Origin of the sequence: Acetobacterium tundrae, assembly GCF_008086615.1 — a bacterium.
Classification (GTDB): domain Bacteria; phylum Bacillota; class Clostridia; order Eubacteriales; family Eubacteriaceae; genus Acetobacterium; species Acetobacterium tundrae.
Genome location: NZ_RXYB01000013.1, coordinates 26308 through 50942, shown reverse-complemented (window position 1 = coordinate 50942; position 24635 = coordinate 26308). Strand labels below are relative to the sequence as shown.

The following is a 24635-nucleotide window of genomic DNA, read 5'->3' as shown; positions in this document are numbered from 1 at the left end:
TTGCCTACTCTCTGAAACAATAATATAATTTACTCGTCCTTATCAACATCTTTTATTATTTAATATTTTTAATTATATCCTTTCTGAAAAAAAGAATCAATACTTTTAAGAAAATTATTCCATTAACTGATAGGTTTTTTCTTTAAAAATAATCAGACGATCCGAATTATTTTCAGAAATGGCAATTCCGGTTAAATGATGAATAAACTCACTAGAAAAACGTTGGAATTTTACTTTAGCAAAGATTTTTTTTGCAGGTAAATTGATATATTCCGGTAAATAGCGGGCAATGTTAGCCGGGCTTTTTAAAAAATCAAAAAGCCATTCTTTTTCGGGTGCGGTATCCTTCATATATTCCGGAATTTTCATTGTTCCCAAGTTAAGAAAATCAAACTTAACCCATTCAGCTAATTGCTCCCCTAAGTCACAAATCTTAAAAAATTCCAGGAGTATTTCAAAAAGCTGATCTCTGGATTTTCCAGCGTCATAATAACCATGAGTTGTCCAAAAATATGAAAAGCTTTCAAAGAAATCAAAGCTTGACTTGAAAAGTTTCTTCTTTAAAATATAGCTCATGGTTCTTTTAAAAGAACCACTGTTGAAATAACGATCAACTAACATTTCAATATCTCGGAGACGATAAATTTCGTCGCAGCTGATGTACTTATTGGAAATAATTTCATAAGGTGGAAATTTGGTATACTTATATTCATGAATTTGTTCCTCAAAACGGATTCGGGTCCCTTTTAAACACTTGAGAAATCCAAGCTGAAGCATGTCCGGTTCTAGTGCAATAATGCGATTAAAGGAAGTTTTGAAAATATCATAGGTTTCAAAGGGCAAACCCGCAATAAGATCCAAATGAATATGAATATTTTTATTCGCCAATAGTTTTTGAACATTTTCTTCTGTTTTTGTTAAACTAATTTTTCGGCCAATGGCTTCTAAGGTTGTAGAATCAGTACTTTGAACGCCAATTTCGAATTGTATTAACCCGGGAGATGCTTCTTTTAGAATTCGAACCATTTCATCATCAATAAGATCTCCCGTCATTTCAAAATGAAAATTCGTCTTTCCGCCACGAAAAATCAAATGCCTGAAAATTGCTTTTGCCCGTTTCATATCACAATTAAAGGTGCGATCCACAAGTTTAACCTGTTTCACACTTGCGTTAATAAAAAAATCAATTTCTTTGAAAACTCGTTTCAAAGAAAGCATCTCCACACCATGAATGGTTGATGACAGACAATAAGAACAGGAAAATGGACAGCCACGCATCGTTTCATAATAGATGATTTTGTTTTCAAGTTTAGGCAAATCCTCCTGAGCATAGGGAAAGGACAAACGATCTAATAAAATCGGTTTTTCGTCTAAATTTGTATTAATTCCCCCAAGCTGGTTTCTAAAGCAAAGTCCGGGTATTTGATGAAATATATTTTCAGTGTCTTCCGCTTCAAGAAGCTTTCCAAGTTTGGTTTCTCCTTCTCCCTGAATAATCAAATCAACAAAACAATAATCGCTTAAAAGGACTTGTGAGTCAAAGCTAACCTCGGGCCCTCCCAATAATATTTTCGAATGTGGCCGCGCTTTTTTTACGATCTCCGCCAGTTTAAGAATCAATTCCATATTCCAGATATAACATGAAAAACCGTAGATTTTGGACTCTGTAGCTAATAAATGCTGAACAATACGATGCAAAGAATCGTTGATGGAAAGCTCAATAATTTTCACATCGAATTGAGTAAGCTGAGCTTTTAAAGAGCGCACGGCCAGATTTGTATGAATATATTTTGCATTTATAGCAACAAGGACAAGATCTTTCACGGTAACCTCCAAGGGTAGTTTGTTTAAACGTTGAATCTAAAGAAGGTGACATCTCCATCTTTCATAATATAATCTTTTCCTTCAATTCGGGTGATGCCTGTTTCTTTGGCTTTTACATCAGAACCTGCCGCTATCAATTGATCATAGCTGGTGATTTCTGCACGGATAAAACCACGTTCAATATCACTGTGGATTTTTCCAGCTGCCTGAGGGGCCTTGGTTCCTTCGGTGACTGTCCAGGCTCGACACTCATCAGGACCGGCGGTTAAAAAGGTAACCAGACCCAAAAGCTTATAGCCTGCCTGAATGACCTGATCAAGGCCAGAGGACTCTAAACCAAGTTCGGCCAAAAATTCAGCTTTTTCTTCATCATCAAACTGAGCAATTTCCTCCTCGATTTTAGCTGAAATCTTAATAATTTCCTTATGCTCACCGGAATAATTTTCCGATATCGTTGCTTTTAGTCGTTTGACCATTTCATTATCTTCAAGCAAATCATCTTCAGAAACATTGGCAATGTAGAGAACCGGTTTGGTTGAAATAAGTTGAAGGGTCTGAATAAATTCCCACTCGTCGGGAGCAAAATTACTTTCATTGGGCATTTTACCCCCTTCAAGAATTTCTCTCAGACGCAATGCGATTTCTACATTTGCTTTTTCCTGCGCATTTGTTTTCGCGAGCTTTTTATTTTTATCAATACGTCGGTCCAGAATTTCAATATCTGCAAATATCAGTTCAAGATTAATAGTTTCTAGATCATCAATAGGATCAATTTTACCTTCAACATGAACCACATTATCGTCTTCAAAACAACGGACAACATGGGCAATTGCATCGACTTCACGAATATGGGATAAGAATTTATTACCTAGTCCTTCCCCTTTACTGGCTCCTTTTACAAGACCTGCAATATCCACAAATTCAATGGTGGTTGGAACGACTTTTCTTGAGTCATACATTTTTTCTAATACAGTTAATCGCGGATCAGGAACAGTAACAACTCCAATATTGGGATCGATGGTGCAAAACGGATAATTAGCTGATTCAGCTCCGGCCTTTGTTAGTGCATTAAAAATGGTGCTTTTTCCAACGTTGGGTAAACCAACAATTCCTATTTTCATAAATTATCTCCTTAAAATAAAGTTATTATTTAATACTGGTGGTTGACAAGCCTGCCACTGAGTTTGCAGTCAGCAAAGAAATACTAAGACTAAGCCCTGCTGACAGGACCTCCATTCCGATAACCGGAATGGCCGTTTTTCGATATGATATCCCATAAACCACGCTCAGACCAATGATGGTGATAAATATCTGCCAAATATTAAAGATGCTAAAAATGCTACCTAAAAATATAAACATATTTCGGATATCTGATATGGAGGCGCCAATAACCTTCATAATTCCGATTTCTTTGGTACGTTCATAAATAGACATGGTCATGGTGTTGACAATACCAATGCAAGCGACAAGGAGTGAGACTCCACCAATTCCACCTAATAGGATTTGAAACATCTAAAAAACACTTCCCATTGAATCCAAAATCTGTTGATGAAAAATACGGTAAAATTCAAATCTTCAATTTCGGCTGTTACTGTATTGACTACAGATGAGTCTTCAACCGTAACTAATGCTTCAGAATAGCCTTTCTTTTTAACATTGGCTTTTACTCTTGTTTGTCACTCATTTAGTTCAGTTACCAAGTTATAATCAGCGATAATAGAATGATCTTCCGATCCAACGGTTGCTTCAAAAACACCGGTAACCTTTACTTTTTCGGTACGGGTTTCATCCTCCCCGTCAGCATTCGTTTTCGTAATCACTATGCTGATAAACTTGGATGGTAGTCACAGTTCCGATGACAACACCAATTATTGTCAAAATGGTTCGAAACTTTATGCGCCAAAGATTCTCCCACTAGAACGTTTAAAAAGGTGGATTTTCCCGATCCAGAAGGACCAAGAAGCGCCACCATTTCACCTTGTTCAATGCTTAGGTTAATTCCTTTGAGTATACTTATACTATTTTTACCGAGTTTGAAATCTTTATGTAAGTCTTTGACTGTAATAAAAATTGAGCTCACCCCTTTCAAATTATAAAAACTAATTATCTGGTGATGGCGCTGCTTTCCCAGAGTTTTTCTAAATTATAAAACCCACGTTCATCAGCATGGAAAATATGAACAATAACATCATAGTAATCTAAAAGAATCCAACGACCTTCGCGCTGTCCTTCAATGCCTTTAGGAAATATATCCATTTTTTTTGTTTCATATTCAATATTGTCAGCAATGGCCTTTACTTGTCGTTCAGAGTTTCCGCTGGCAATCACAAAATAATTTGCGATCGACGACATTTCCGTGATATTGATGATTTCAATATCAAAACCATTTTTATCTTCAATCCAACCTTTAATTTTTTCAACAAATTCTTCCGGAATAATAATAATCACTCACTTTCAATTTTATTTTTTTTAATTTCTTTAATAATTAAATCATTTCGTGCACAAATGGTGCTTTTATGAATAAGTGAACCCATTTGTGCTACATGACAGATGCTGTTTGTCATAGCTTGCATAGTCGCTTTATCTAAATTAAGAAGTGCCGTCTTTCGAATCGCTTCAACACCAGGGTAGGTTCGACCTTTTTCGATAAAATCCGCCAGATAGATAATTTTATCGAGCGTTGTCATGTCTTTGCGACCAGTCGTATGGTAACAAATGGCATCTTGAATCTCTTTGTCTACAATACCGTAAAGATCCTTTGCAACGGCAGCACCGACAGGGCCATGAAGTAATTGAGGATCATTATGGCTTACCGTGTCTATTTTAATATGATGATTTTCTGCATAATACAATAATTCATCATTTGAAAAATATTTAGCACAATCATGCAGTAACGCTGCAAGAGAAGCTTTCTCCACATCGCCTCCATATTTTAAAGCTAGATATTTTGCGGCTTCAACCACATTTCTAGTATGTAGAAATCGTTTATTAGTTAGCTTGTTTTTTAAATCTGATTCAATTTCATTCCAGTTCATTTTTTACTCTCAGTTCGTGATTTTGTTAAGTATAACTGATGCACGTAGATATGCTTTTCTACAGTCTCAGGTAATAAATATCGAATGGAGTACCCATTTCTGATTCGGGAACGAATGTCTGAAGATGCGATGGCCATTTCGGTGGTGCATAATTTAAAAATTGATGCTCCATAAATTTCTCGAAGTTCTTTGATTCGGATATCGAGATTCTCATGACTGTAACCGGGTCGAAATGTTGTAATAAAGATTACTGCCTTCAAGAGTTCGGAAGCTCCCTTCCAAAGTGTGATTTCAAACATCAAATCAGCTCCTGCGATAAAATAAAGGTCACTGTCAGGATAAATTTCTTTTATTTTATTTACGGTATCAATCGTGTAGGTAAGCCCATTTTGATCAATTTCATAGGTCATTGTTTCAAAATAAGGATTGCTTGCAATAGCCAGTTCAACCATTTTAAGACGATCTCCCTTGGAAATTTCATCTTGAGACAGTTTAAAAGGATTATTCCCTGTAGGAATAAACAAAACCTTATCCAATTTATATTGATCTCTAGCCGATTCTGCAAGAAGCAGATGTCCAGTATGTATGGGATTAAAAGTTCCTCCCAGAAGTCCGATTTTTTCCTTCATCTCAAACCTTTACTTTTTAATCATTAAACTTTTTTGGAGTCCCCATTGTTTTTTTCTTAAAACGTTTTATTTTTTTCTGGTTTTTCGAGGGGACTTCAATTTTTGTTTTTAGCAAGTTCTTTTTATACAAAATGAACTTATTGCCTATTGTACATACAATGTCCGATTTTGTAGCCATTGCCAATTCTTTGGCAACATTGTCGACTTCTTCAAGTGAATTGTTTTGTACTTTTCCCTTGACCAGTTCCCGGGCAACGATAGCGTCTCGGGTTTGAATGATCACTTGAGGGGTTATCCCATCCTTGCCAATAAAAATAATATCGGGAATATCAATGGCAAGTTTTTTTAAATAACTTCTTTGTTTACTCGTTAACATTTTTTCTCTACTTTCTACGATGTTATTATAACATAAAATAAGTGGTGAAATCTATTTATAATACTCAAATTCAATCTCATCTATTCGGACCGTATCGTCATCTTTAATGTTCATCTTTTCTAGCTCTTCAAAGACTCCCTTATCCTTTAAAACGCGTTGGAAAAAGCCAATGGAATCCAAATCTTCAAAATTGACAGAATTAATCAGACGTTCGAAAAATTCACCTTCAACAACAAATGCATTATCAACCTTTTTGACGGTAAATTGTTTTTCTTTAAACTCTGGTGTGTAAATTGTTTCCTCTTCGGGTTCAAAATCAAAGATCGGCTCGACCTCACCAATTTCATCAAGCAGTTGAATGGTTCGGCTTAGAAGTTCATTAAGGCCCTGACCGGTAACAGCTGAAATGATAAAAGCCTCATAGCCCAAGTCTTCAAGTTCACCTTTTAATGTATACAGTTCTGATTGATCAGAGATCAGGTCAACCTTGTTTAAGGCAACAATTTGTACCCGTTGAGCTAACTTTGCATTATATTTTTCCAACTCATAGTTGATCTTTTTAAAATCATCCAATGGCTCCCGACCTTCACTTCCAGATGCATCCAAAAGGTGAATTAGAAGCTTTGTTCGCTCCACATGTCTGAGAAATTGATCGCCAAGACCTGTTCCTTCATGAGCTCCTTCAATCAAACCAGGAATATCAGCAATGACGAAAGGATCAAAATTACGCCATTCAACCACACCTAAATTAGGTATAATAGTAGTAAAATGATAATTCGCAATCTTTGGTTTTGCTTTCGTGATGACGGATAATAAAGTAGATTTCCCAACATTTGGGAATCCAATGAGTCCCACATCCGCCAGAAGTTTTAGTTCAAGAATAATCGTGCGTTCTTGACCTCTTACGCCACCCTGTGCAAAGCGAGGTGCTTGTCTTGTAGCCGTTGCGAAGTTCATGTTTCCACGTCCCCCTCGGCCTCCATCAACAATTTGATACTTCTGCCCATTTTCAGATAAATCGCAAATTACTCGTCCAGTTTCTTTATCTTTCACAAGAGTTCCTACAGGTACTTTAATGATTAAATCTTCACCGCTTTTTCCAGATGATTGGCCACTGGTTCCATTTTCCCCGTTTTCTGCTTTGTGTTTTCTTTTATATTTGAATTCTACTAAGGTCCGAAGGCCATTATCTGCCATTAAGATAATACTGCCCCCGTGACCGCCGTGGCCACCATCAGGTCCGCCCATGGGAACATATTTTTCTCTTCGGAAACTTACGCCTCCATGTCCCCCACTGCCAGCTACTAGAATTATTTCTGCTTTATCAACAAACATTGCTACCTCGCTTTTATTTTGGTACTTACCCAAACAACAAAAAATAAAACCTCTTATCTGTCAAAAACGAGCATAAGAGGTTTTATAGATGTATTATTTTGTAACTGGAAAACTAGATTGCTTCCCGAGGATAAATACTTACTTGTTTTTTATCTCTGCCTTTTCTTTCAAAACGCACAATACCATCTTCTAATGCGAATAATGTATCATCTCCGCCTTTTCCAACATTGGTACCTGGGTGAATTTTTGTTCCTCTTTGACGAACAAGAATATTACCTGCAAGAACGAATTGACCGTCTCCTCTTTTTACTCCAAGACGCTTGGCTTCACTGTCACGACCATTTCTTGAACTACCAACCCCTTTTTTATGGGCAAATAGTTGAAGGTTCATTTTAATCATTATGTTCACCTCCTATTTATATACTTCTTCAAACTGAATATAATCTCCATAAGCTTCCTTTATCCCCCGGATTCCCAAGAGTAAAGTTGAGATTAGTGTCTCTGTTTTCATTTTCGTTTTTTCATCTGTTATTTTCGGAATGGTAAAACGAACATATCCTTCTTCCACCATTTCTGAAAGATCTTTTCGACCAACGATTTCTGTAAGCCCATTGAGGATGCTGATGGTCAAAACCGAAACAGCAGCACAAACAATATCTTCACCTTGATCAGCAAAGCCCGAATGTCCAGATACAATTACTTCATCTACTTCATTATTTTTACCATTAATATTTACTGAAATCATAAAATAGCCTAAGCTTGAATGCTCGTGATTTTAACTCTCATGAATGGCTGACGATGACCTTGTTTTTTACGATAATCTTTTTTAGATTTATACTTGTAAATAATAATTTTTGGCCCTTTAGCAACCTCGAGAATTTCAGCTTTAACAAGGGCATTTTCGACCATTGGAGTTCCAACGACCATTTTCCCATCTTTGTTTACAGCTAAAACTTCAGTAAAAGAAATCTCTTTTACATTTTCTTCTTTGAAATTGATTTTTTCAATTTCGATAACATCATTTTCTTGAACGCGGTATTGTTTACCACCTGTTTTAATGATTGCATACATAATTTTCACACCTCCTCATACCAGACTCGCCACAAAAGGTGCTTTCGACTTAAACCTTGTGTGTGCGGCTACATAACTTTATAAATATTAACACGGGAAGCCAATAAAGTCAACTAGAATTATTTTTTTAATATTTCTGACGATCGACCAAAACCTTTTGCATAGTATGATACTTATTTATATTTTTGATTGGAAAAAGAAATGAAATCGTTTATAATATAAATTAAAAGATATTACTGGAGGTAATAATGATCGCGCAAAATCGCAACCATAGAATGAAAGTTATCGTCGGTACAATGCTCATTATTGTTGCATTATGTTGTATTAGTTATTTTCTCTACCCTATTATTACACAAAATTTGGAAAAAAACAAAATTATTACAGTAGCTCAAGCCAGCGAAACGAATCAGAATGATCGCATTGATTTTAATGGGCTGTTGGCTATTAATTCCCAAACTATTGGTTGGATTCAAATTGATGGAACGCCATTGGAGTACCCTGTAGTTCAAACGGATAATAACGATTACTATCTCCATCATAATTTTTCGAATGAAGACTCCATTGAAGGAACAATTTTTCTTGATTGCGTCTGCAACACTGAATTCACTCGGAATAATGTGCTTTATGGTCATTATATGACAAATGAATCCATGTTTGGCAGCTTGTGGCGCTATCAGGAACAGTCATATTTTACAGAACATCCGATTGTTAAGTTTGATCGTCCTGGAGACCCGGGTGATTGGGAAATATTCTCAGCATATATTACCGATGCTGATTATGATTATCGACAGCCAGAGTTCAATAATGATACTGAGTTTTTAAATTACATGAATCGATTAAAATCACTTTCACTTTATGATACTGGAGTGGTTGTTACTCCTACCGATGAGGTTCTCACACTATCTACCTGTATATATACATTTGATAATGCCCGGTTTGTGGTGAATGCCAGAAAAATTAAATAATATATTTTAATGTAAAAATGTCCTAATTACTGCTTTAATTGTGTAAGCAGTAATTTGGGACATTTTTTTGTATTGGTTATCCTAACAGGAATAGGTCTTATAGGTCTTATATGTTTTAGCATTAAACCAAAGTTTTAATTCAATCAAAAAAGATTGCGGTGAATCGCTGCAGTGAATGAGATTTTCACAACATCTGTTTTCACGATTAGCAACTTCCATTGAATCAATACCATAATCTCCACGGATGGTTCCCTTTGGTGATAAAGAAGGGTCGGTTGCACCAGTCAGAGCTCTTGCATTGTCAATGGCTTTTTCCCCATCTTGACTAAGAATTATTGGCATCATATTTTTGCCAACAAAATCGGCTATTACCATTTGTCTAAACGATTCTCCGAATTTGTCAACAACATGAGCATAATGTGTAAGGATTAATTCCTGATCTACCAGTTTAAAACCAACCATTTCAATTTGAAATTCTTCGTCAATAAAACGTTGGATGATTGTTTCAATCAACTCTGATTCTAAGGCATCAGGTTTCATAATAATTAAAGCATGAGATTTCATAAATTATATCCTTTCATTGGTAAGAAAATACAAGCAAAACAGCTCTCAATACTTACTTATTTCGTACAAATTGGAAAACATAAGTATTCAAAAGCCTTCTATCGTTATAATTTCAATCCAATTTTTTTAGGAGAGTCAACTAACGCAAAAAATGCTGAAGCTGATCCCACATTTTACTGCAGAATCAGCTTCAGTGTTCAATCTCAGATGTCATTTCTTTCGGACTCACCCCTTTCGATTTATCAAAAACCTTCTTTTCACTTTTCCAATGCAAACATCACTCTTAACTCCTTGGGTCTTCCTACTTTTTGTGAATCAGAGAATTTACACCTATTCGAACATTTTTTAAGATAATCCAGAAAGTCATTCTTTTGATTCGCAGAAACTGTTTTTCCAAACCCAGGTATTGGTTTTCTTCTAAAATTGGGAACTTATTTCGTTGATTCTGAAAATGGATTCTTTCGAATCAAAAAAATTGTTTTTCTAAATCCAGTCATTAGTCTTTATTAGAAACTGATTTCTCTAATTCTAGGAAGTTATTCTTTTAAATCTCTAAAACTGTTTTTTTATATTCAGGTATTGGTTTTCTTCAAAATATAGGAACTTGTTTCTTTAATTCCAAGAACTCACTTCACCGATTCCAAGAACTTATTCTTCTAGATTCAAGAACTTGCTCTCATGATTCAGAGGAACTGATCTTGCGACCATATTCTTTGAATCGCTTTCTCCTTTATTCATTCAATTCAGGTATTTCTTAAAATTTCACGAATTTCAGAAAAGATCTGTTCTTTGTTCAAATCTTTTCCCCGCTGGTTAGATAATCATCAGCTTATCATGAGGACTATCATCTAGTTAAGAGGCTATTTACTTTTCAATGATCGAGATCATTCAATTCAGAAAAAGATAGAGTTGATCTTTGATTTAAAACAATTATAACATCATTTTCATAGAAGTAAATAGATAATATGTAAACGGTTGTAACACTTTTGTAAAAGTTAAAAATCAGCTTTAAGAAGCAATTTATGGCGATGACATTCGATGGTTGGATCAATGATAAAAATTGCTCTGTTTAGGTTATTGATGCTCTCCAAAATGAGTTCGGGTTTAACACATTGTTGTTCAATATAAACTAAGGTCATCTTCACATTGATTAAATCATTTTTAATATCTTCCTGACAAACGGAAATGGATTCAATAAAAGGACGAATATCTTTTTCAACCATCTTTCCTTTTTTATTTCTTTTTTGTATATTAATTACAGGAAGCTCAAGATAAGACTCAATGATTTGATTTGTGCGTTCAAAATTTATTTCAGGAACAAGTTTGACTTTTAAACTATAATAACTTTTTTCAAGCAATGAAGAAAGCGATGGCGTTCCTTCATCGCAAACTTTTGCACTAATAATTTCCAGACCATTTGGTAAAACCGCATTCATTCGTGTCATAAAGTCATTGCAGTCCAATTCACCGGACACAATGACTTCTCCGTATTCCCAGTCGCTGGTTAATCCTACCGACATGGCCAATGCAAATGACATTTTAGGGTGAGGGTTGAAACCATGAGAATATTCGATATTTATATTTGCCCGGCGAAAAGCTCGCTGAAATAAGCGTTGTTGATCCAAATGTGATAAAAAACGCAAAGCTGTGGATCGTTTGAATCGATATTGTATTTTAGACATGACATTGCCATCCTTCTTTAAATTCCATAATTCCGCAATTTGAACAATTTTCCGGACAATACGGAGTAGTTAAAGCTTCCTGTGCTTTGATTGCTTCCGCTTTTAGAAATGATTTTTTCACTCCTGTATCGATAAAATCCCAAGGGAGTATCTCATCGTAGCCGCGATTCCTAAGCGCATAAAAATCAGGGTCGATGCCAGTCTCGGCAAAAGCTTCTGTCCATTTTTCTATATCAAAATATTCTCCCCAACCATCAAATCTGCAGCCTTTTTCATGTGCCCTTTTCAGGACCTTTCCTAACCGTCGGTCCCCTCTGGCAAAAACAGCTTCTAAAAAACTAACTCCGCTGTCATGCCAGCTATATGAAATCTTTCGATCTTTAATTGCCGCTTTGAGATAACGTTGTTTGTTCTTAAATTCTTCTCGAGTGTTTTGTCCCATCCATTGAAAAGGAGTAAAAGCTTTGGGTACAAAAGAGGACGCACTTAAAACTACTTTAAGACTTTTATTTCGTAGTTCTTTATCAATTTGCATATACTCATCAACAGTTTTTTGGCCTAAATCCGCAATTCCCTCAATATCTTCATAGGTTTCACCAGGTAAACCGATCATAAAATAGAGTTTCACATGTCCCCATCCTTTTTCAAAGGCTGTTCGCACTGTATCGAGAAGATTTTCTTCGGTAACTCCTTTATTGATGACGTCTCGCATACGTTGAGTTCCCGCCTCTGGCGCCAGGGTAAGTCCTGCTTTTCTTACTTTTTGTATTTCCTCCAGCATATCGATGCTCAGGGAATCAATTCGAAGGGATGGCAGGGAAATACTGACTTTCTGATCCTCATATTCTTCAACCAGGTTTTTAATCAGTGTTTCTATTTTGCTGTAGTCACCAGTACTTAATGATGAAAGAGAGATTTCATCATATCCGGTGGCTTCAATTAAAGCTCTTATTTTACTTTGAATGGTTGGAACCGTTTTTTCCCGTGTTGGTCGATAAATCATTCCCGCTTGACAAAAACGACAGCCTCGGCCACAGCCTCTGAATATCTCAAAGCTGACTCGATCATGAACCGTTTCAGTAAAGGACACGACGATTTTTTCGGGAAAATAGGAAGAGTCCAAATCATCGATGAACTGTTTACGAACTATTGTTGGCGCTTCATCAACAATCGGCAAAAATGATACGATAACGCCAGTCGCTTCATCATAGCTGACATTATATAAGGATGGGACATAAACGCCTTCAATTCCTGCCACTGTTTTTAAGAAGTCCATCCGTTTTCCACTTGTTTTTTTCCATTGACGGTAAGCTTCCATGATTTTTAAAATGACTTCCTCTCCTTCGCCAATGACAAAAAAATCAATGAAATCAGCCAAGGGTTCTGGGTTATAGGCACAGGGACCTCCTGCAATAACAAAGGGATCCCCTTCTTTTCTGTCTGCTGCTGCAAGGACGATATGACCCAACTTTAGCATATTCAAGATATTGCTGAAGCTCATTTCATACTGAAGGGTAAATCCAACGAAATCATATTCATTCAGAGGCATCATCGATTCCAGACCATATAATGTCAAATCATTGTTTATTAACTGTTCTTCCATATCTACCCAGGGGGCGAAGACTCGTTCACACCAAATGTCTTTTTCCTCATTAAGAAGTCCGTATAGAATTTTCATCCCTAAATGGGACATTCCCACCTCGTAAGTATCGGGAAAAGCAAAGGCAAAACGAATCATATCCGCATTTGGGGTTTTATGAACTGAATTAACCTCATTTCCAAGATAAGTGATTGGTTTTGTCACAAGGGGCAAGATATTTTTTTCAATATAATTATTCATTCAAATCCTCATATATTATTTATTTTTAAATTAGACGTTCCAAATGAGGTCAGTCTTAGTATTTATGATACTTTTTTTGTATTCTCGTCATCAGTTTTAAAGATCCCTGTATGCACCTGACGTTTTTTTATTGTGAGATAATAATAGATTACTTTTATTGATTAATAAAAAACAGCCCGGCCATACAGAGAATAATTCCTATCAATTGACTCATTGTGATCACTTCTTTATAAAATAAAATTCCAATGGGAACAAGTAGGACCGCCAATGCAATGTTGGCAACAACAGAACAGATACTGACATTCCAGCCAACACGGTAGGCCGTGATATATCCGAATTCCAGGGCGACTACAGAAATACCGAGGATAACACTGGACCAATTTATTTTTTCCAATGCATCAGTGAAGTTTTCATCCAGTCCAGTGACGAACAATAAAATAAGTGTCACCAGAGCCGACACAAGATAGGTTACTAATAATGATAAAAACGGATTCACCGTTTCAGGTATTGATTTTGCACAGATATTATAAAAAACGTTGGCGGCAACAATCAGGAAAACTGGTAAGTAAAATGTCAATTCTTTCAATGCTCGAAATCCCCTTAATTTATAATTTTCTGCTCATTGTTTTGATCAATGCTAAACCCATATACAAAATCTCGTTTTAGATCTTGTATATTATCATAAGGTTGCTCAATGTGTAACAGGCGTTTAACGATAATCTTTTCCTGACTATCTAAATTCAGATCATCGATGTAGAAGTCATGATGACTAAAAGTCATTTCCTGTGAAGATAAGGCCAAACGCATAAAAACATCCCCCATTCCCCAGAAATCTGGGTTGAAACGGCAAGATAAGATTGACAAATCTCTGGCGGAACCAAAATCGACTAAAGAAATTTTATTGTTTTTCCATAAAATATTTGAAGCCTTGATATCACGATGACTTATTTTTAAGGAATACAAATATTCCATCACGTCAATGAGTTGTTTTATGATTAAGAATATTTCTTTTTTTGAAAATGGGTACCCCTGGTTTAATAAGTCTTCTAAACTATCACCCGACATTCTTTCCATTATCAGACCATAGATACCATCGGTGTCTATCACTCGAATCAGTTTTGGAATAGCCGGATGATTGATGGATTTGAGGTATTTCCCTTCAAGCACTAGCTTGCGCTTGAAGCGTTTTACATCGTTTGAATTAAATATTTTAAAAACAAAAAATTTGTCGTATTGCGAGATTAAATAACAGCTGCCAAATCGTCCTGAGCCTAGAGCATCAGATAATCGATAATCAAAGAGAGAAAGCGCCCCCTTTATAGTGGAGGACACCTCTACCATTCAATTTCATCCACAGCCATCGGATTTTCATTTAAATAGCTTTCTAGTACTTTGCCATTTTTCATGATGATTACCTTGTCAGCCATGGGCGTAATGGCTTGGTTATGTGTAATTAAGATCACTGTCATTTTTTCTTTCCGGCAGGTTTCCTGGAGAAGCTTTAAGATATTTTTACCTGTGTTATAATCCAGGGCGCCCGTTGGCTCATCGCAGAGAAGTAATTTTGGACGTTTGGCTAATGCTCTTGCGATAGCGACACGCTGCTGCTCGCCGCCGGAAAGCTGAGACGGGAAATTTCCTAACCGATCTTCAAGCCCGACACTTTTTAGAACTGTTTCTGCATCCATCGGATCATGACAAATTTGAGTTGCCAGTTCGACATTCTCAACAGCTGTTAAATTTTGTACTAAATTATAAAATTGAAAAACAAATCCCGTGTCATAACGCCGATAAGTGGCCAGTTCCCGACGCGTAAGGGTAGCAACATCTTTATCCCCCACCCAAACCTGACCTTCATCACAGCCATCCATTCCACCTAGAATATTAAGCACTGTTGTTTTCCCGGCACCGCTGGGTCCAACTACAACAGCAAATTGTCCTTCTTCAATTGAGAAAGAGATGCCGTTAGCAGCATTAATAGTTACTTCTCCCATATGATAACGCTTATACACGTCTTTAAATTCAATAAAATGTTTCATAATATTAGTTTTACCTTATTCCTTTTAGTTCTTGCTTTGTGCATTTGATATAGTCTGTTATTACAGAAAATTATAAAAATTTGTCAATCGTTCTATAATATACATTTTATAATAACTCTATTTAGTATAGCTTTATAAAATTCATCCGTCAAGGCAAACCCTTGCTTCCATTTGTGTTAAAAATAGTGTATTAAAAAAGAAAGGTTTCCCTTTCTTTTTTAATCCGCCAACTATCAATTGTAAATTTAAGCTAAATAAATTTTCATTATTATATTTTAGCAATCAACTGGTACTATCACCTGCTTCATTTTTTCACTTTTTATTTTCAAAATACGATTGAGAATCAAGGCGATTCCTGCAAAAATCATAATTGCAACAAAATTCGTGCTGTAATTTCCACCGGATTTTTCCAAAAGGGTACTTGAAATCAATGGACCAAGCATCGCTGCTGGTATCAGTGAAAAATTTGTAATACTAAAATTAAGAGGGTAATTTTTCGAGCCGAAATTTGAATTAATCACCGCTGATGCCAGTGCTGGTGCTCCACCATAACAAACGCCAACAGATAAAAGGCCAATAAAGATAAAGATAACATTTTGGAAGGTTGATCCAATTAATAAAGAAAGACCGGCAATCATTAAAAGGATATTATTGATCAACATGGATTTGTTGCGACCCATCTTATCAAATATAGTTCCAAATAACACACGACCTCCGCCATTAAACACAGAAACCAACAATCCCAGTTGAGCAGGTGCACCAAAGGCTAGGGCAATAGTTGCTGCACTTCCGATAATCAGCAAACCTGAGGCATTGACCATAATGACCCAAAAGAAAAACGACCAGAATACACCAGTTTTCAGCATATCCACAGCAGAATATTCTTTAGTCTGACTTTTTTCATCCCTGACTACTATTGTCTTATTAGTAATAGCTACCGGTTTTTTCACGAAAAAAGAACCTATTGCCAGTACAACTGGCACCATCACAGCCAAATAGAAGAATGTATCCAGTACCCCAAAGATGCCAATCATGCTATTGATCAGCGTTCCGAGAATCATGCCGCCCAGACCAAATCCCATTAATAAAATACCTGATGCCATACCTGCTTTTTCTGAAAACCATGGTACTACTGCACTGATAATGGCATTATATCCCATACCAACACCCGTTCCACACAGTATCCCATAAAAAACATACAACATCATTAAACCCTGATCGGGTTGTGATACATCAATTTTTGAAACGCCAAAGAATCCAGCAAAAAGTAAACCTGCTGCAATTAATAGAATGTATTGGTTTTTAAGAATTTTGTTTAATTGTCCACTGGCAAATCCACCCAGACAAAAACAAATCATTGAAATGGTGAAATTAAGAGATAAGTCTGTTGCCGTCCATGATTCAAACACTTTATTTAACGGTGCCTTGAAAATTGACCATGCATATAATAATCCCAAAAACATTAACATGATCGTTCCTACGATTAAATATATCCATCTTTTTCTATTCTCGCTTTTCATCAGTATTTCCATCTTTTTAATAGCTGCCCCCCATATTTTTTTTATTAATTGTATCAGCTTGACGTATAATACACAAACATTATTTTACTCATAAAATGAATTTTTATGCAAAATGCAAATTTTTCTAGGACTGGACAGTATCTTTCAAAAAGCTTACAATTAACAAGATGCTATCAATTAAGCAAGTAGCCAAGCGAATGTAAAAACTTGTTTTGCAACTTCCACCCTATAAATCATTGATCATTAAATATTACATTAGGAGGAATACTATGAATCTAAGTTTTCTTATTGGCCCAATTATTGGTGCTGTTATAGGACTTATTACTAACGGAATAGCTATTAGGATGTTATTTCGCCCATTAAAACCCGTTAATTTATTTGGAAAAACACTGCCTTTTACCCCGGGGATCATTCCAAAAGAAAAACCCAGGATTGCAAAATCTTTAGGAATCGTCGTTGCCAATGAACTGCTAAGTGAAGAGGTGATTAGAACGGGCTTATTATCACCAGAAATGGATCAAAAAATCACAATCGCTTTAAACAGCGCTATTGTGAAAAAAAGCACCTGTGATCAGACGTTAAGAGAGGTGTTCTGCTCTTTTGTGGGTGAGGAGCAAGGCTTAAGCATAATGGATGAAGTCTCCCATAAAATTGTGGAAATTTCCTATGATAGAATGAAAAAGCTTGAGTTGGGCACTTTGTTATCTGAGATTGCGGCAACAGAGATTGTCAATAATCTTCAAAGCTCGATGTTTTCCATGCTTATAAATGAAGGCCTGATTAATTCAGCAAAACTAAAAATGTCAGAGATCATTGAAAAATTAATCATGGAAAAAGGAGAAGAAATATTGGACAACATTGTTCAAAAGGAAGGCAATAACCTGATGGATAAAACGGTTTGTGACCTATATATCCAATATGAAGACCGCATCTCTGAGTTTGTGGACTGGGTTATTAATACCTATCATCAATTGATTGAAAAAAATATCGGTGTATTGCTTCATGCTTTGGATTTATCCCAATTAGTTGAAAATCAGATCAACAGTTATGACGTAGTAACTTTTGAAAAGATGATTTTAGATATTATGTCAAAAGAATTAAAAGCCATTGTTTGGTTAGGGGGACTTTTAGGATTCATGATGGGATTGCTAATGCTTTTAACCTAAAATAAAAAAAATAATTATAGAGGAGTTTGAAATGAAAAAAAAAGTAGAAATTGATTGGAAAAATTTGGGATTCGATTATATGAAAACAGACCAGCGTTACTTGTCCTATTGGAAAAGCGGAAACTGGGATAAAGGTGTATTGACTGAAGATAATGTGCTCCATCTTGGAGAAGCCTCCCCCTGTCTTCATTACGGGCAACAATGTTTCGAAGGTCTAAAGGCTTACCGAACAAAGAATGGTGACATTCAACTCTTTAGAGTCAATCAAAATGCTAAACGTCTGCAGGACTCCTGCAGACGACTTTTGATGCCTGAAATACCAGAAGAAACCTTCATTAAAGCCTGTTCGGATGTGGTAAAAGCCAATGAAGCCTACCTGCCACCTTATGGAACCGGTGGTTCCCTTTACATTCGACCGATGGTGATCGGTGTTGGAAATAGTATTGCCGTTAAACCTGCAAGTGAATTTTTGTTTACTGTTTTCTGCATGCCGGTTGGCGCTTATTTTAAAGGTGGCATGACACCGGTTAACTTTATGATTTCCGCTTATGATCGTGCCGCATGTTATGGAACAGGACAGCAAAAAGTCGGCGGAAATTATGCCGCCTCTTTAATTGCCCATAAAATCGCAGTTAAAAAAGGATTTGCCGATTGTATTTATCTGGATCCGACGACTCATACAAAAATCGAAGAGGTTGGCGCCGCTAATTTTTTCGGAATTACAAAAAACAATCACTTCGTAACACCTAAGTCTTCTTCAATACTCCCAAGTATTACAAAATATTCACTATTATATTTGGCAGAAAATGTATTAGGGCTAAAGACTTCGGAAAAAGATGTTTATATCGATGAATTAGATGAATTTTCAGAAGCTGGTGCCTGTGGAACTGCGGCAGTGATTACCCCTATTGGCGGGATTGAATATAAAAACAAGCTTCATGTGTTTTTCAGCGAGACCGAGGTTGGACCGATAACCACGAAGTTATATGACACATTAACTGCTATTCAACTTGGCGATATTGAAGGACCGGAGGGTTGGATAACCAAGCTTTAAACCATTGGGTTAAAGCTCCACTAGTCGATTAACTTATGAGATAACAGATTTGAATAGTTATTTGATGTAAAAAAAAGTTGTATTATTTTCGGTTGCCGTCACAGATGATATACTCATAAAAAATAAAATGATAACCGTTACGAACACCAAAACAAATACTGGATTTTTCATTTATTACCTTTTTTTTTCTTCTTTTTTCTGACTGTATAACCAAAAGTTCCATATTTCGTTCCCAGACCAAAGTATTCTCCATGAACGTATGCAAGAAGCTCTGCTTTATCCAAATGTAATTTGCCATTGGTGTCAATCAAAGTTTCTTGCACATGTACCGCTAAAATTTCAGATATAAACAAATCGTGGGTTCCCAGAGAAATGATTTCTTTAACTCTGCATTCCATACTCAACGGGCTAGCAGCCAACATAGGCGATTTTACTGAATCACCGGGGTTTAGTTCCAATCCCATGAGCTCTATTTTATTCACATCACGACCGGATCGCACTCCACAGAAATCAACGGCTTTCACTAAATCAACGGTGGATAGATTAATGGTGAACTCTCTTGTTTCTGAAATGATTTCATGAGATAAGCGGCTTGGTCTCAAAGAAATATACGTCATAGGCGGTTTTGTGTTAAGAACCCCTACCCACCCGACGGTTAAAACATTAATTGTTTCATCTTCACCGCAGGTTACTAATACAGGTGGTACCGGAGCCAACAAAGCACTTCCAGGCCATTTTATTTTATTCATTGATCAATTTTCTCCTTCTTTTAAGACTGTAACGTATATTATATCAGCTTGCACTATAAAAAAGAAGAAATTCAATTAATACGCAGTTTTGTCTTGCAATTTCTAATGAACATAGCTAATATATATATAGCATAACAGTATGAACAGGAGAAATATGAAAACAGAATTATTATTTTTAGTAAAGCGTCTATGTGATCTTGAAGAAGAATTTATTGACCTTACTGAAGAAGAAAAAGAAATCGTTGTTACAACAGCGGAAGGCATGACAGGGAATCTTTTGTATTTGTTTGAAGCCCTTGAAGATTATTGTATTTACGGCTTTGACGATGAAGATTAACATATTATGAAAAAAGCTCTAATTAATGCGTTTATCAGAGCATCAAATTAATAAGGCAGAAAAATAGAAACAACCGTTTTTATTTTCAGTATGGTAGCATTTTGAGATGAACATCTTTAGCTTAGTATTATTACCGTTTCAAAAATAATATGATAAAGAATAATCCGTATAGAAAGGAGCACCTTCAAACAAGTTGCTCTTTTTTTAGGCGGATTATATGCAATTTTTAATTGCTATAAGCGCTGGTTTAATGTTTCTAAACGCCGGTCTTGCGAGAGTCAAAATGGTATTGATTTACAATTAAACTGACCGCCTTGCTTTGTCATTGAAACGCTTTTGAAATCGTAGAGCGGAATATTCCTCAAAAAAAGCATTAATACTTGATTATCCAGAGTCTTTCTTCCCTCATTGCTGAGAAATTCAATAGCTTCGATAAGTTTTGCCCCTTTTTTATAAACTCGGTCAGTTGTCATTGCATCATAAACATCTGCTACAGCAATTATTTTAGGCAAAACCCCGACATAATCTGATGCCGCATTAAGGGGATATCCGCTACTATCAATACTTTCATACATATGAGCAAGATATTCTGTAACACGGGAATATGTGTAATCCTTTTGAAATATAAGATTACTTAAATTTTTTTTTAATTCCAGCAGCATTTCCCTTGAAAGCTCATCTGTTAATATTTCACTTAGATTACATATAGGTTCTAGTCACTATGCGACGATCATCAATAATACCACCTATTATTCTTGTCTTTTCAAGCATGACATTTGCACATCTAATTAATCATTTTTCGTTATACCTAATTTGCTCATAACTTCAATTAATTTATCTGTATCAATAGGTTTTGCTGCATATGCTTCACAACCGAGTTCAAATGCCTGGTGCACATAATCAGTATCGGCCAAAACGGTTATGATTATGATTCTAGCCCTGTTTTCCGGTAATTTATTCCGTATCTTTTTTATCAATTTATTAAAAACAATTGCAAATTTATGATATCATTAATATAAATAATTTAACCTGAGGTGACTTATGAGATTAGCATACTTAAATACATTTGTTAAAGTAATACAACTTCAAAGTATTTCAAATGCTGCGGAAGAATTATATCTGACTCAACCAGCTGTTACGAAACAGATAAAAGCCTTAGAAGAGTATTATGGTGTGGTATTAACACAAAGACAAGATAATAAAACAATACCGACTCGAGAAGGTAAAAAGCTATATTGCTGTGCGTTAAATATATTAACCGAAAACCATGAGCTACTGCGTGAATTTAAAAATGAAATTAATAACTCTTCTGGTCATATAGACTTGATTTCCAGCAATTATCCTGCTCATTATATTTTACCGGAACTACTTAACGCGCATTCAAGCTTTTGCGAACATATTACTTACAGTATAAAAGCTACCCATAGTCAGGATGTTTACTACAATGTAAAGAATGGTATCTATAATTTTGGCTTTGTAGGAATAAAGAAAGACATACCAAATATCGAAAGTTTGGAAATCGCTACTTCCAATATGGTATTGGTAGGCGTGAAAAAAAAATATAGTTTTCTGATTAATCACCCAGAAAAAATAAAAGATCAAAACTTTGTGTTAAGAACTAAAGGATCCGCTACGTTACAAGAGGTAAAGAAACACCTGAACCTATTAAAGATGGAGCGTATTAATACTTTTATGGAATGTGATAGTAATGAGATGGTAAAAGAACTCATTCTTTCAGGAACAGGCATTGGATATTTTTTCGAAAATGCACTAAAAGATCACCTTGAAAATAATACTTTGATTATCCTTGATGACAAGAAAATAATACGGCATTTTTATTTTATTTACAACACTCAACGGTACAAGTCTATTCCTGAAACGTCTTTTTACGACTATGTAGTCAATAAATATTCTAAATAACACCAATAAGGAGGATTCTATGATCCCAATCATTTGCCCAAAATGTGGTAGTGAAAACATCATTATAAACTTTGATCCAAAAGCTTTATATAATGATGTTTCTCAGAAATCAAAAAATCAAGAAGATACCTCGCTATTAACAAATCCATTCTATCATTGCAACCACTGTAAAAAAAACTTTGGCAGGGACTATCGCCATTTAGAAAAGTCCACCATTCGAATTGATGTAAACACCTATAAAACAGGGACAGTCAGCCAAACAATAACTTTTTATAAAACCACATCTGGGGCTACTTTTGAAGGCCCTTTTCAGTGTTATTATCCTGAGCTTCCTGAGCTTTACTTCAACCAGGAAGATTGTTCCCGCTTTTTGAAAGATTTTTACAAACTCAATGTTATTGACTGGGAATTAGACTATGGTGAAGTAGGTTCTTCCCATGCTTTTGGCTGGGATCTTACCATTAAATTTAGAGATCTCCAAACCTTTCAATCCAAGGGAAACGATTTCTATCCTCCTTATTGGAACGGCCTTATGGATCTTTTTGTGAGTTTTGGCCTTCCTAATATAATGAATGAACTGGGACAGAATTTTTTATAATTATTTAGACTAGTTTTCCCTTTAAAACAACACTTTATATTCAGATGTTTGTTATTTTGCAGAGTGATATAAAGTCCTTTCTTACCTCCATTTTAACCTGAATTATAAATTCAAGTCCGCTATTCTAAAATATTTCATACAGTATAAGCATAGACATATTTTCATGTTTATGTTATTGTATTGTTATAATATTGATTTTTCTTTGAATCAAAAGTGCCTACATTTACACATCACAATCGATCAATATCTATAAATATAGGCATTAGTTCCCATTTAAAAATAGTTTAGTAGATAAGATGCAAACGTTTCACAAATGGAGGAATAACACATGAAAAAATTATCTAAATTAATGTCCCTGATGACGGTTATGGTTATGATGTTTATGCTCGTTCCCGTCTCCGCCCTGGCCGCTAGTAGTCAAGAAACTGCATCAGTTGCAGATAACAGTAACATCGTTATATCAGAGGTTGTAATTGCTGATACCACTACTGTGACTAATACAAAAACGGTTGCAGAACCGACTGTTACTGCCGACAAAATTGTTGAAACATCCGTTGGTACAGAACAACCGGCAGTCACAGCATTTCAAGATCCCGTTGCTGCCGGACCCCCGGTCAACAATACAGTGGAAACGCCCATTGTTACAGAGGAAACCCTTGAGGCAACGGCCGTTCCTTTTATGGCTTTATATAAAACTGACGGATCAGAAATCAATGTTCTTGCCATCAACTCAGGAGAAGGCTATGCTTATAATACGGAAACCAACGCGTTGACGCTAAATAATTTTACAGGAAAATCGCTATTGTCAAAACTAATGGGCGATAATTTTGCCATAATACTACAGGGTACCAATACCCTAAAAACAGATAATGGCTTTGCCATAGATATTAAAGGCGATGTAAATTTAAGCGGACCTGGTACTCTGGTGGCTGAAGGAGAGTCGACAACGGATTCAATGGGTGGCGGCATTAATGTTATTGGTAATCTAGCTATTGACAGTGGAACTTATAATATCACTGCAATTGGCAATACTGATGACAGTTCTGTTGTTGGGATTCTTACCGGTTACAATGATTCAGATGCAATCGCATCTGGTAATTTAACCATCAACGGTGGCAATGTTAACGTCGCCGCAAGCAATGCCGGTACAGGCGGCGCCTTTGGTCTATTTGCTTATGGCAATAACGTCATTAATGACGGAAATATTGATGTTTTTACAGATTGTTCAAATTCTTTCAGTTCAGGCGTTGGATCTTATAATGATCTTGTCTTTAATGGTGGCGATACTACCGTGAATGCGGTTACGAATACTGGCACAGCTGTCGCGCTATTCTCTTATAGCGGCATAAAAATCAACCACGGTATTTTGGATTTGTCTGCAACAGGCGGTATTAGTCCCTTGGCTCTTTCATCCAAAAAAAGTGTTCAAATTAATTCGATTTATGGGGATGTAGATGTGACGGCATCCAGCTTGTATCTAACTTCCAGTAAAGTTAAATCATATGAAACCGTAGGAACATTTAAACATTCAGAATCTTCCTCTGCCAATCCAAAAACAGGTATAAGAAACTCCTCTGGAGATGTTTTGATGGCGAGTATGCTCATCTTATCTCTTATCGGAGTAGTATTTGCAGTACGCAAACGAGATGTAAAATCTTAAAAATACATCATATTTAAAACAAAGGCACATAAAAAAAGAACTCCAACTTCTGATGGGTTTATCAGAGACATGGAGTTCTTTTTTTTTTAAATTAAAATAATAATACCTTATTAATAAAATTAAAAAGGCATTATTTTATTATCGTATAATAAATTTAAAACCTTTATTTAAATTTTTAGAATAATTTGAATAATATTTTTTATTACGGGTAATTAATAATCAATGTAGCATTGAAATTAAAATACAGTTGTTTTACACAATGCTATGATTT

29 protein-coding genes and 2 other annotated features (1 of these 31 running past the window's edge) are annotated in these 24635 nt (G+C 35.7%); of the genes, 7 read left to right on the top strand and 22 right to left on the bottom strand.

The features are described from left to right. Nucleotides 1-55, bottom strand: a binding site (T-box leader) (it extends 157 nt beyond the left edge of the window). Between the two features lie 59 nt (nt 56-114). From FZC40_RS11105 to rplU, 13 genes are all read right to left on the bottom strand, one after another. After that, entirely contained in the window at nt 115-1824 is a 1710-nt protein-coding gene (locus tag FZC40_RS11105) for a B12-binding domain-containing radical SAM protein (protein WP_148604316.1), read from the bottom strand. Between the two features lie 23 nt (nt 1825-1847). Next, nucleotides 1848-2945, bottom strand: coding sequence for a redox-regulated ATPase YchF (ychF, locus tag FZC40_RS11100; RefSeq protein WP_148604314.1), 1098 nt, complete (start codon nt 2943-2945; stop codon nt 1848-1850). Nucleotides 2946-2970: 25 nt separating this feature from the next. Beyond that, nucleotides 2971-3336, bottom strand: coding sequence for an FtsX-like permease family protein (locus FZC40_RS17655; RefSeq protein WP_148604312.1), 366 nt, complete (start codon nt 3334-3336; stop codon nt 2971-2973). A gap of 164 nt (nt 3337-3500) precedes the next feature. Then, nucleotides 3501-3644, bottom strand: coding sequence for a hypothetical protein (locus FZC40_RS17155; protein ID WP_186843814.1), 144 nt, complete (start codon nt 3642-3644; stop codon nt 3501-3503). Beyond that, entirely contained in the window at nt 3644-3904 is a 261-nt protein-coding gene (locus FZC40_RS17585; RefSeq protein ID WP_279233333.1) for an ATP-binding cassette domain-containing protein, read from the bottom strand. Before FZC40_RS17585 ends, FZC40_RS17155 begins: the two co-directional genes overlap by 1 nt. Nucleotides 3905-3927: 23 nt before the next feature. Next, complete coding sequence (rsfS, locus tag FZC40_RS11085) at nt 3928-4272, bottom strand: ribosome silencing factor (protein WP_148604310.1); 345 nt, start codon at nt 4270-4272, stop codon at nt 3928-3930. Next, nucleotides 4269-4859, bottom strand: coding sequence for a bis(5'-nucleosyl)-tetraphosphatase (symmetrical) YqeK (gene yqeK / locus FZC40_RS11080; protein ID WP_148604308.1), 591 nt, complete (start codon nt 4857-4859; stop codon nt 4269-4271). The genes rsfS and yqeK overlap by 4 nt, the downstream gene beginning before the upstream one ends. Then, nucleotides 4856-5488 carry a nicotinate-nucleotide adenylyltransferase gene (gene nadD, locus FZC40_RS11075; protein WP_148604306.1) on the bottom strand — a complete coding sequence of 211 codons (633 nt, stop codon included), beginning with the start codon at nt 5486-5488 and terminating at the stop codon, nt 4856-4858. Before nadD ends, yqeK begins: the two co-directional genes overlap by 4 nt. Before the next feature lie 16 nt (nt 5489-5504). Next, on the bottom strand, nt 5505-5864 hold the full coding sequence (locus FZC40_RS11070; RefSeq protein WP_148604304.1) for a YhbY family RNA-binding protein: 360 nt from the start codon (nt 5862-5864) through the stop codon (nt 5505-5507). A gap of 51 nt (nt 5865-5915) precedes the next feature. Then, a complete protein-coding gene (obgE, locus tag FZC40_RS11065) occupies nt 5916-7199 on the bottom strand; it encodes a GTPase ObgE (protein ID WP_148604302.1) in 1284 nt (427 codons plus the stop codon). Nucleotides 7200-7311: 112 nt separating this feature from the next. After that, nucleotides 7312-7599: a 50S ribosomal protein L27 gene (rpmA, locus tag FZC40_RS11060; RefSeq protein ID WP_148567082.1), complete on the bottom strand. Its 288-nt coding sequence runs from the start codon at nt 7597-7599 to the stop codon at nt 7312-7314. Nucleotides 7600-7611: 12 nt separating this feature from the next. Next, entirely contained in the window at nt 7612-7944 is a 333-nt protein-coding gene (locus FZC40_RS11055) for a ribosomal-processing cysteine protease Prp (RefSeq protein WP_148567081.1), read from the bottom strand. 8 nt (nt 7945-7952) lie between these two features. Then, nucleotides 7953-8270, bottom strand: coding sequence for a 50S ribosomal protein L21 (gene rplU / locus FZC40_RS11050; protein WP_148567080.1), 318 nt, complete (start codon nt 8268-8270; stop codon nt 7953-7955). Nucleotides 8271-8282: 12 nt separating this feature from the next. After that, nucleotides 8283-8350: a sequence feature (ribosomal protein L21 leader region), on the bottom strand. Between the two features lie 168 nt (nt 8351-8518). On the opposite strand from rplU, the gene srtB reads away from it, so the two are divergent. Beyond that, nucleotides 8519-9235 carry a class B sortase gene (gene srtB / locus FZC40_RS11045; protein WP_148604299.1) on the top strand — a complete coding sequence of 239 codons (717 nt, stop codon included), beginning with the start codon at nt 8519-8521 and terminating at the stop codon, nt 9233-9235. 81 nt (nt 9236-9316) lie between these two features. On the opposite strand, the gene FZC40_RS11040 is transcribed toward srtB, so the two are convergent. The 7 genes from FZC40_RS11040 to FZC40_RS11010 all read right to left on the bottom strand — a co-directional run bounded on the left by FZC40_RS11040 (nt 9317) and on the right by FZC40_RS11010 (nt 16892). After that, nucleotides 9317-9799 (bottom strand): nucleoside-diphosphate kinase, encoded by a 483-nt coding sequence (locus FZC40_RS11040; protein ID WP_148604297.1) that lies wholly within the window; start codon nt 9797-9799, stop codon nt 9317-9319. 995 nt (nt 9800-10794) lie between these two features. Continuing rightward, the gene (locus FZC40_RS11035; RefSeq protein WP_148604295.1) at nt 10795-11481 is read right to left on the bottom strand and encodes a TIGR03936 family radical SAM-associated protein; all 687 of its coding nucleotides are present in this window, start codon (nt 11479-11481) and stop codon (nt 10795-10797) included. Continuing rightward, nucleotides 11474-13321, bottom strand: a complete 1848-nt coding sequence (locus FZC40_RS11030) for a TIGR03960 family B12-binding radical SAM protein (RefSeq protein WP_148604293.1) — start codon at nt 13319-13321, stop codon at nt 11474-11476. The genes FZC40_RS11035 and FZC40_RS11030 overlap by 8 nt, the downstream gene beginning before the upstream one ends. A 154-nt stretch (nt 13322-13475) precedes the next feature. After that, nucleotides 13476-13907, bottom strand: coding sequence for an EamA family transporter (locus tag FZC40_RS11025; RefSeq protein ID WP_243135799.1), 432 nt, complete (start codon nt 13905-13907; stop codon nt 13476-13478). A gap of 14 nt (nt 13908-13921) precedes the next feature. Then, complete coding sequence (locus FZC40_RS11020; protein WP_148604291.1) at nt 13922-14662, bottom strand: protein kinase family protein; 741 nt, start codon at nt 14660-14662, stop codon at nt 13922-13924. Continuing rightward, the gene (locus tag FZC40_RS11015; RefSeq protein ID WP_148604289.1) at nt 14656-15360 is read right to left on the bottom strand and encodes an ABC transporter ATP-binding protein; all 705 of its coding nucleotides are present in this window, start codon (nt 15358-15360) and stop codon (nt 14656-14658) included. The genes FZC40_RS11020 and FZC40_RS11015 overlap by 7 nt, the downstream gene beginning before the upstream one ends. Before the next feature lie 275 nt (nt 15361-15635). After that, nucleotides 15636-16892, bottom strand: a complete 1257-nt coding sequence (locus FZC40_RS11010) for an MFS transporter (RefSeq protein WP_243135798.1) — start codon at nt 16890-16892, stop codon at nt 15636-15638. A gap of 257 nt (nt 16893-17149) precedes the next feature. On the opposite strand from FZC40_RS11010, the gene FZC40_RS11005 reads away from it, so the two are divergent. Continuing rightward, on the top strand, nt 17150-18046 hold the full coding sequence (locus FZC40_RS11005) for a DUF445 domain-containing protein (RefSeq protein ID WP_148604286.1): 897 nt from the start codon (nt 17150-17152) through the stop codon (nt 18044-18046). Between the two features lie 31 nt (nt 18047-18077). Continuing rightward, complete coding sequence (locus tag FZC40_RS11000) at nt 18078-19100, top strand: branched-chain amino acid aminotransferase (RefSeq protein ID WP_148604284.1); 1023 nt, start codon at nt 18078-18080, stop codon at nt 19098-19100. 167 nt (nt 19101-19267) lie between these two features. Here the strand turns inward: FZC40_RS11000 and FZC40_RS10995 are convergent, their stop codons facing one another. Next, complete coding sequence (locus FZC40_RS10995; RefSeq protein ID WP_148604281.1) at nt 19268-19849, bottom strand: flavin reductase family protein; 582 nt, start codon at nt 19847-19849, stop codon at nt 19268-19270. A gap of 154 nt (nt 19850-20003) precedes the next feature. On the opposite strand from FZC40_RS10995, the gene FZC40_RS10990 reads away from it, so the two are divergent. Continuing rightward, a complete protein-coding gene (locus FZC40_RS10990) occupies nt 20004-20186 on the top strand; it encodes a hypothetical protein (RefSeq protein WP_148567070.1) in 183 nt (60 codons plus the stop codon). A gap of 278 nt (nt 20187-20464) precedes the next feature. Here FZC40_RS10990 and FZC40_RS10985 read toward each other — a convergent pair whose 3' ends face one another. Then, entirely contained in the window at nt 20465-20848 is a 384-nt protein-coding gene (locus tag FZC40_RS10985; RefSeq protein WP_148604279.1) for an HD-GYP domain-containing protein, read from the bottom strand. Nucleotides 20849-21227: 379 nt separating this feature from the next. On the opposite strand from FZC40_RS10985, the gene FZC40_RS10975 reads away from it, so the two are divergent. The 3 genes from FZC40_RS10975 (at nt 21228) to FZC40_RS10965 (ending at nt 24364) form a co-directional block, all read left to right on the top strand. Continuing rightward, on the top strand, nt 21228-22106 hold the full coding sequence (locus FZC40_RS10975) for a LysR family transcriptional regulator (RefSeq protein ID WP_148604277.1): 879 nt from the start codon (nt 21228-21230) through the stop codon (nt 22104-22106). A 19-nt stretch (nt 22107-22125) separates the two neighbouring features. Then, the gene (locus FZC40_RS10970) at nt 22126-22704 is read left to right on the top strand and encodes a hypothetical protein (RefSeq protein WP_148604275.1); all 579 of its coding nucleotides are present in this window, start codon (nt 22126-22128) and stop codon (nt 22702-22704) included. A 328-nt stretch (nt 22705-23032) separates the two neighbouring features. Further along, a complete protein-coding gene (locus tag FZC40_RS10965) occupies nt 23033-24364 on the top strand; it encodes a hypothetical protein (protein WP_148604272.1) in 1332 nt (443 codons plus the stop codon). The last annotated feature ends 271 nt before the right edge of the window (nt 24365-24635 follow it).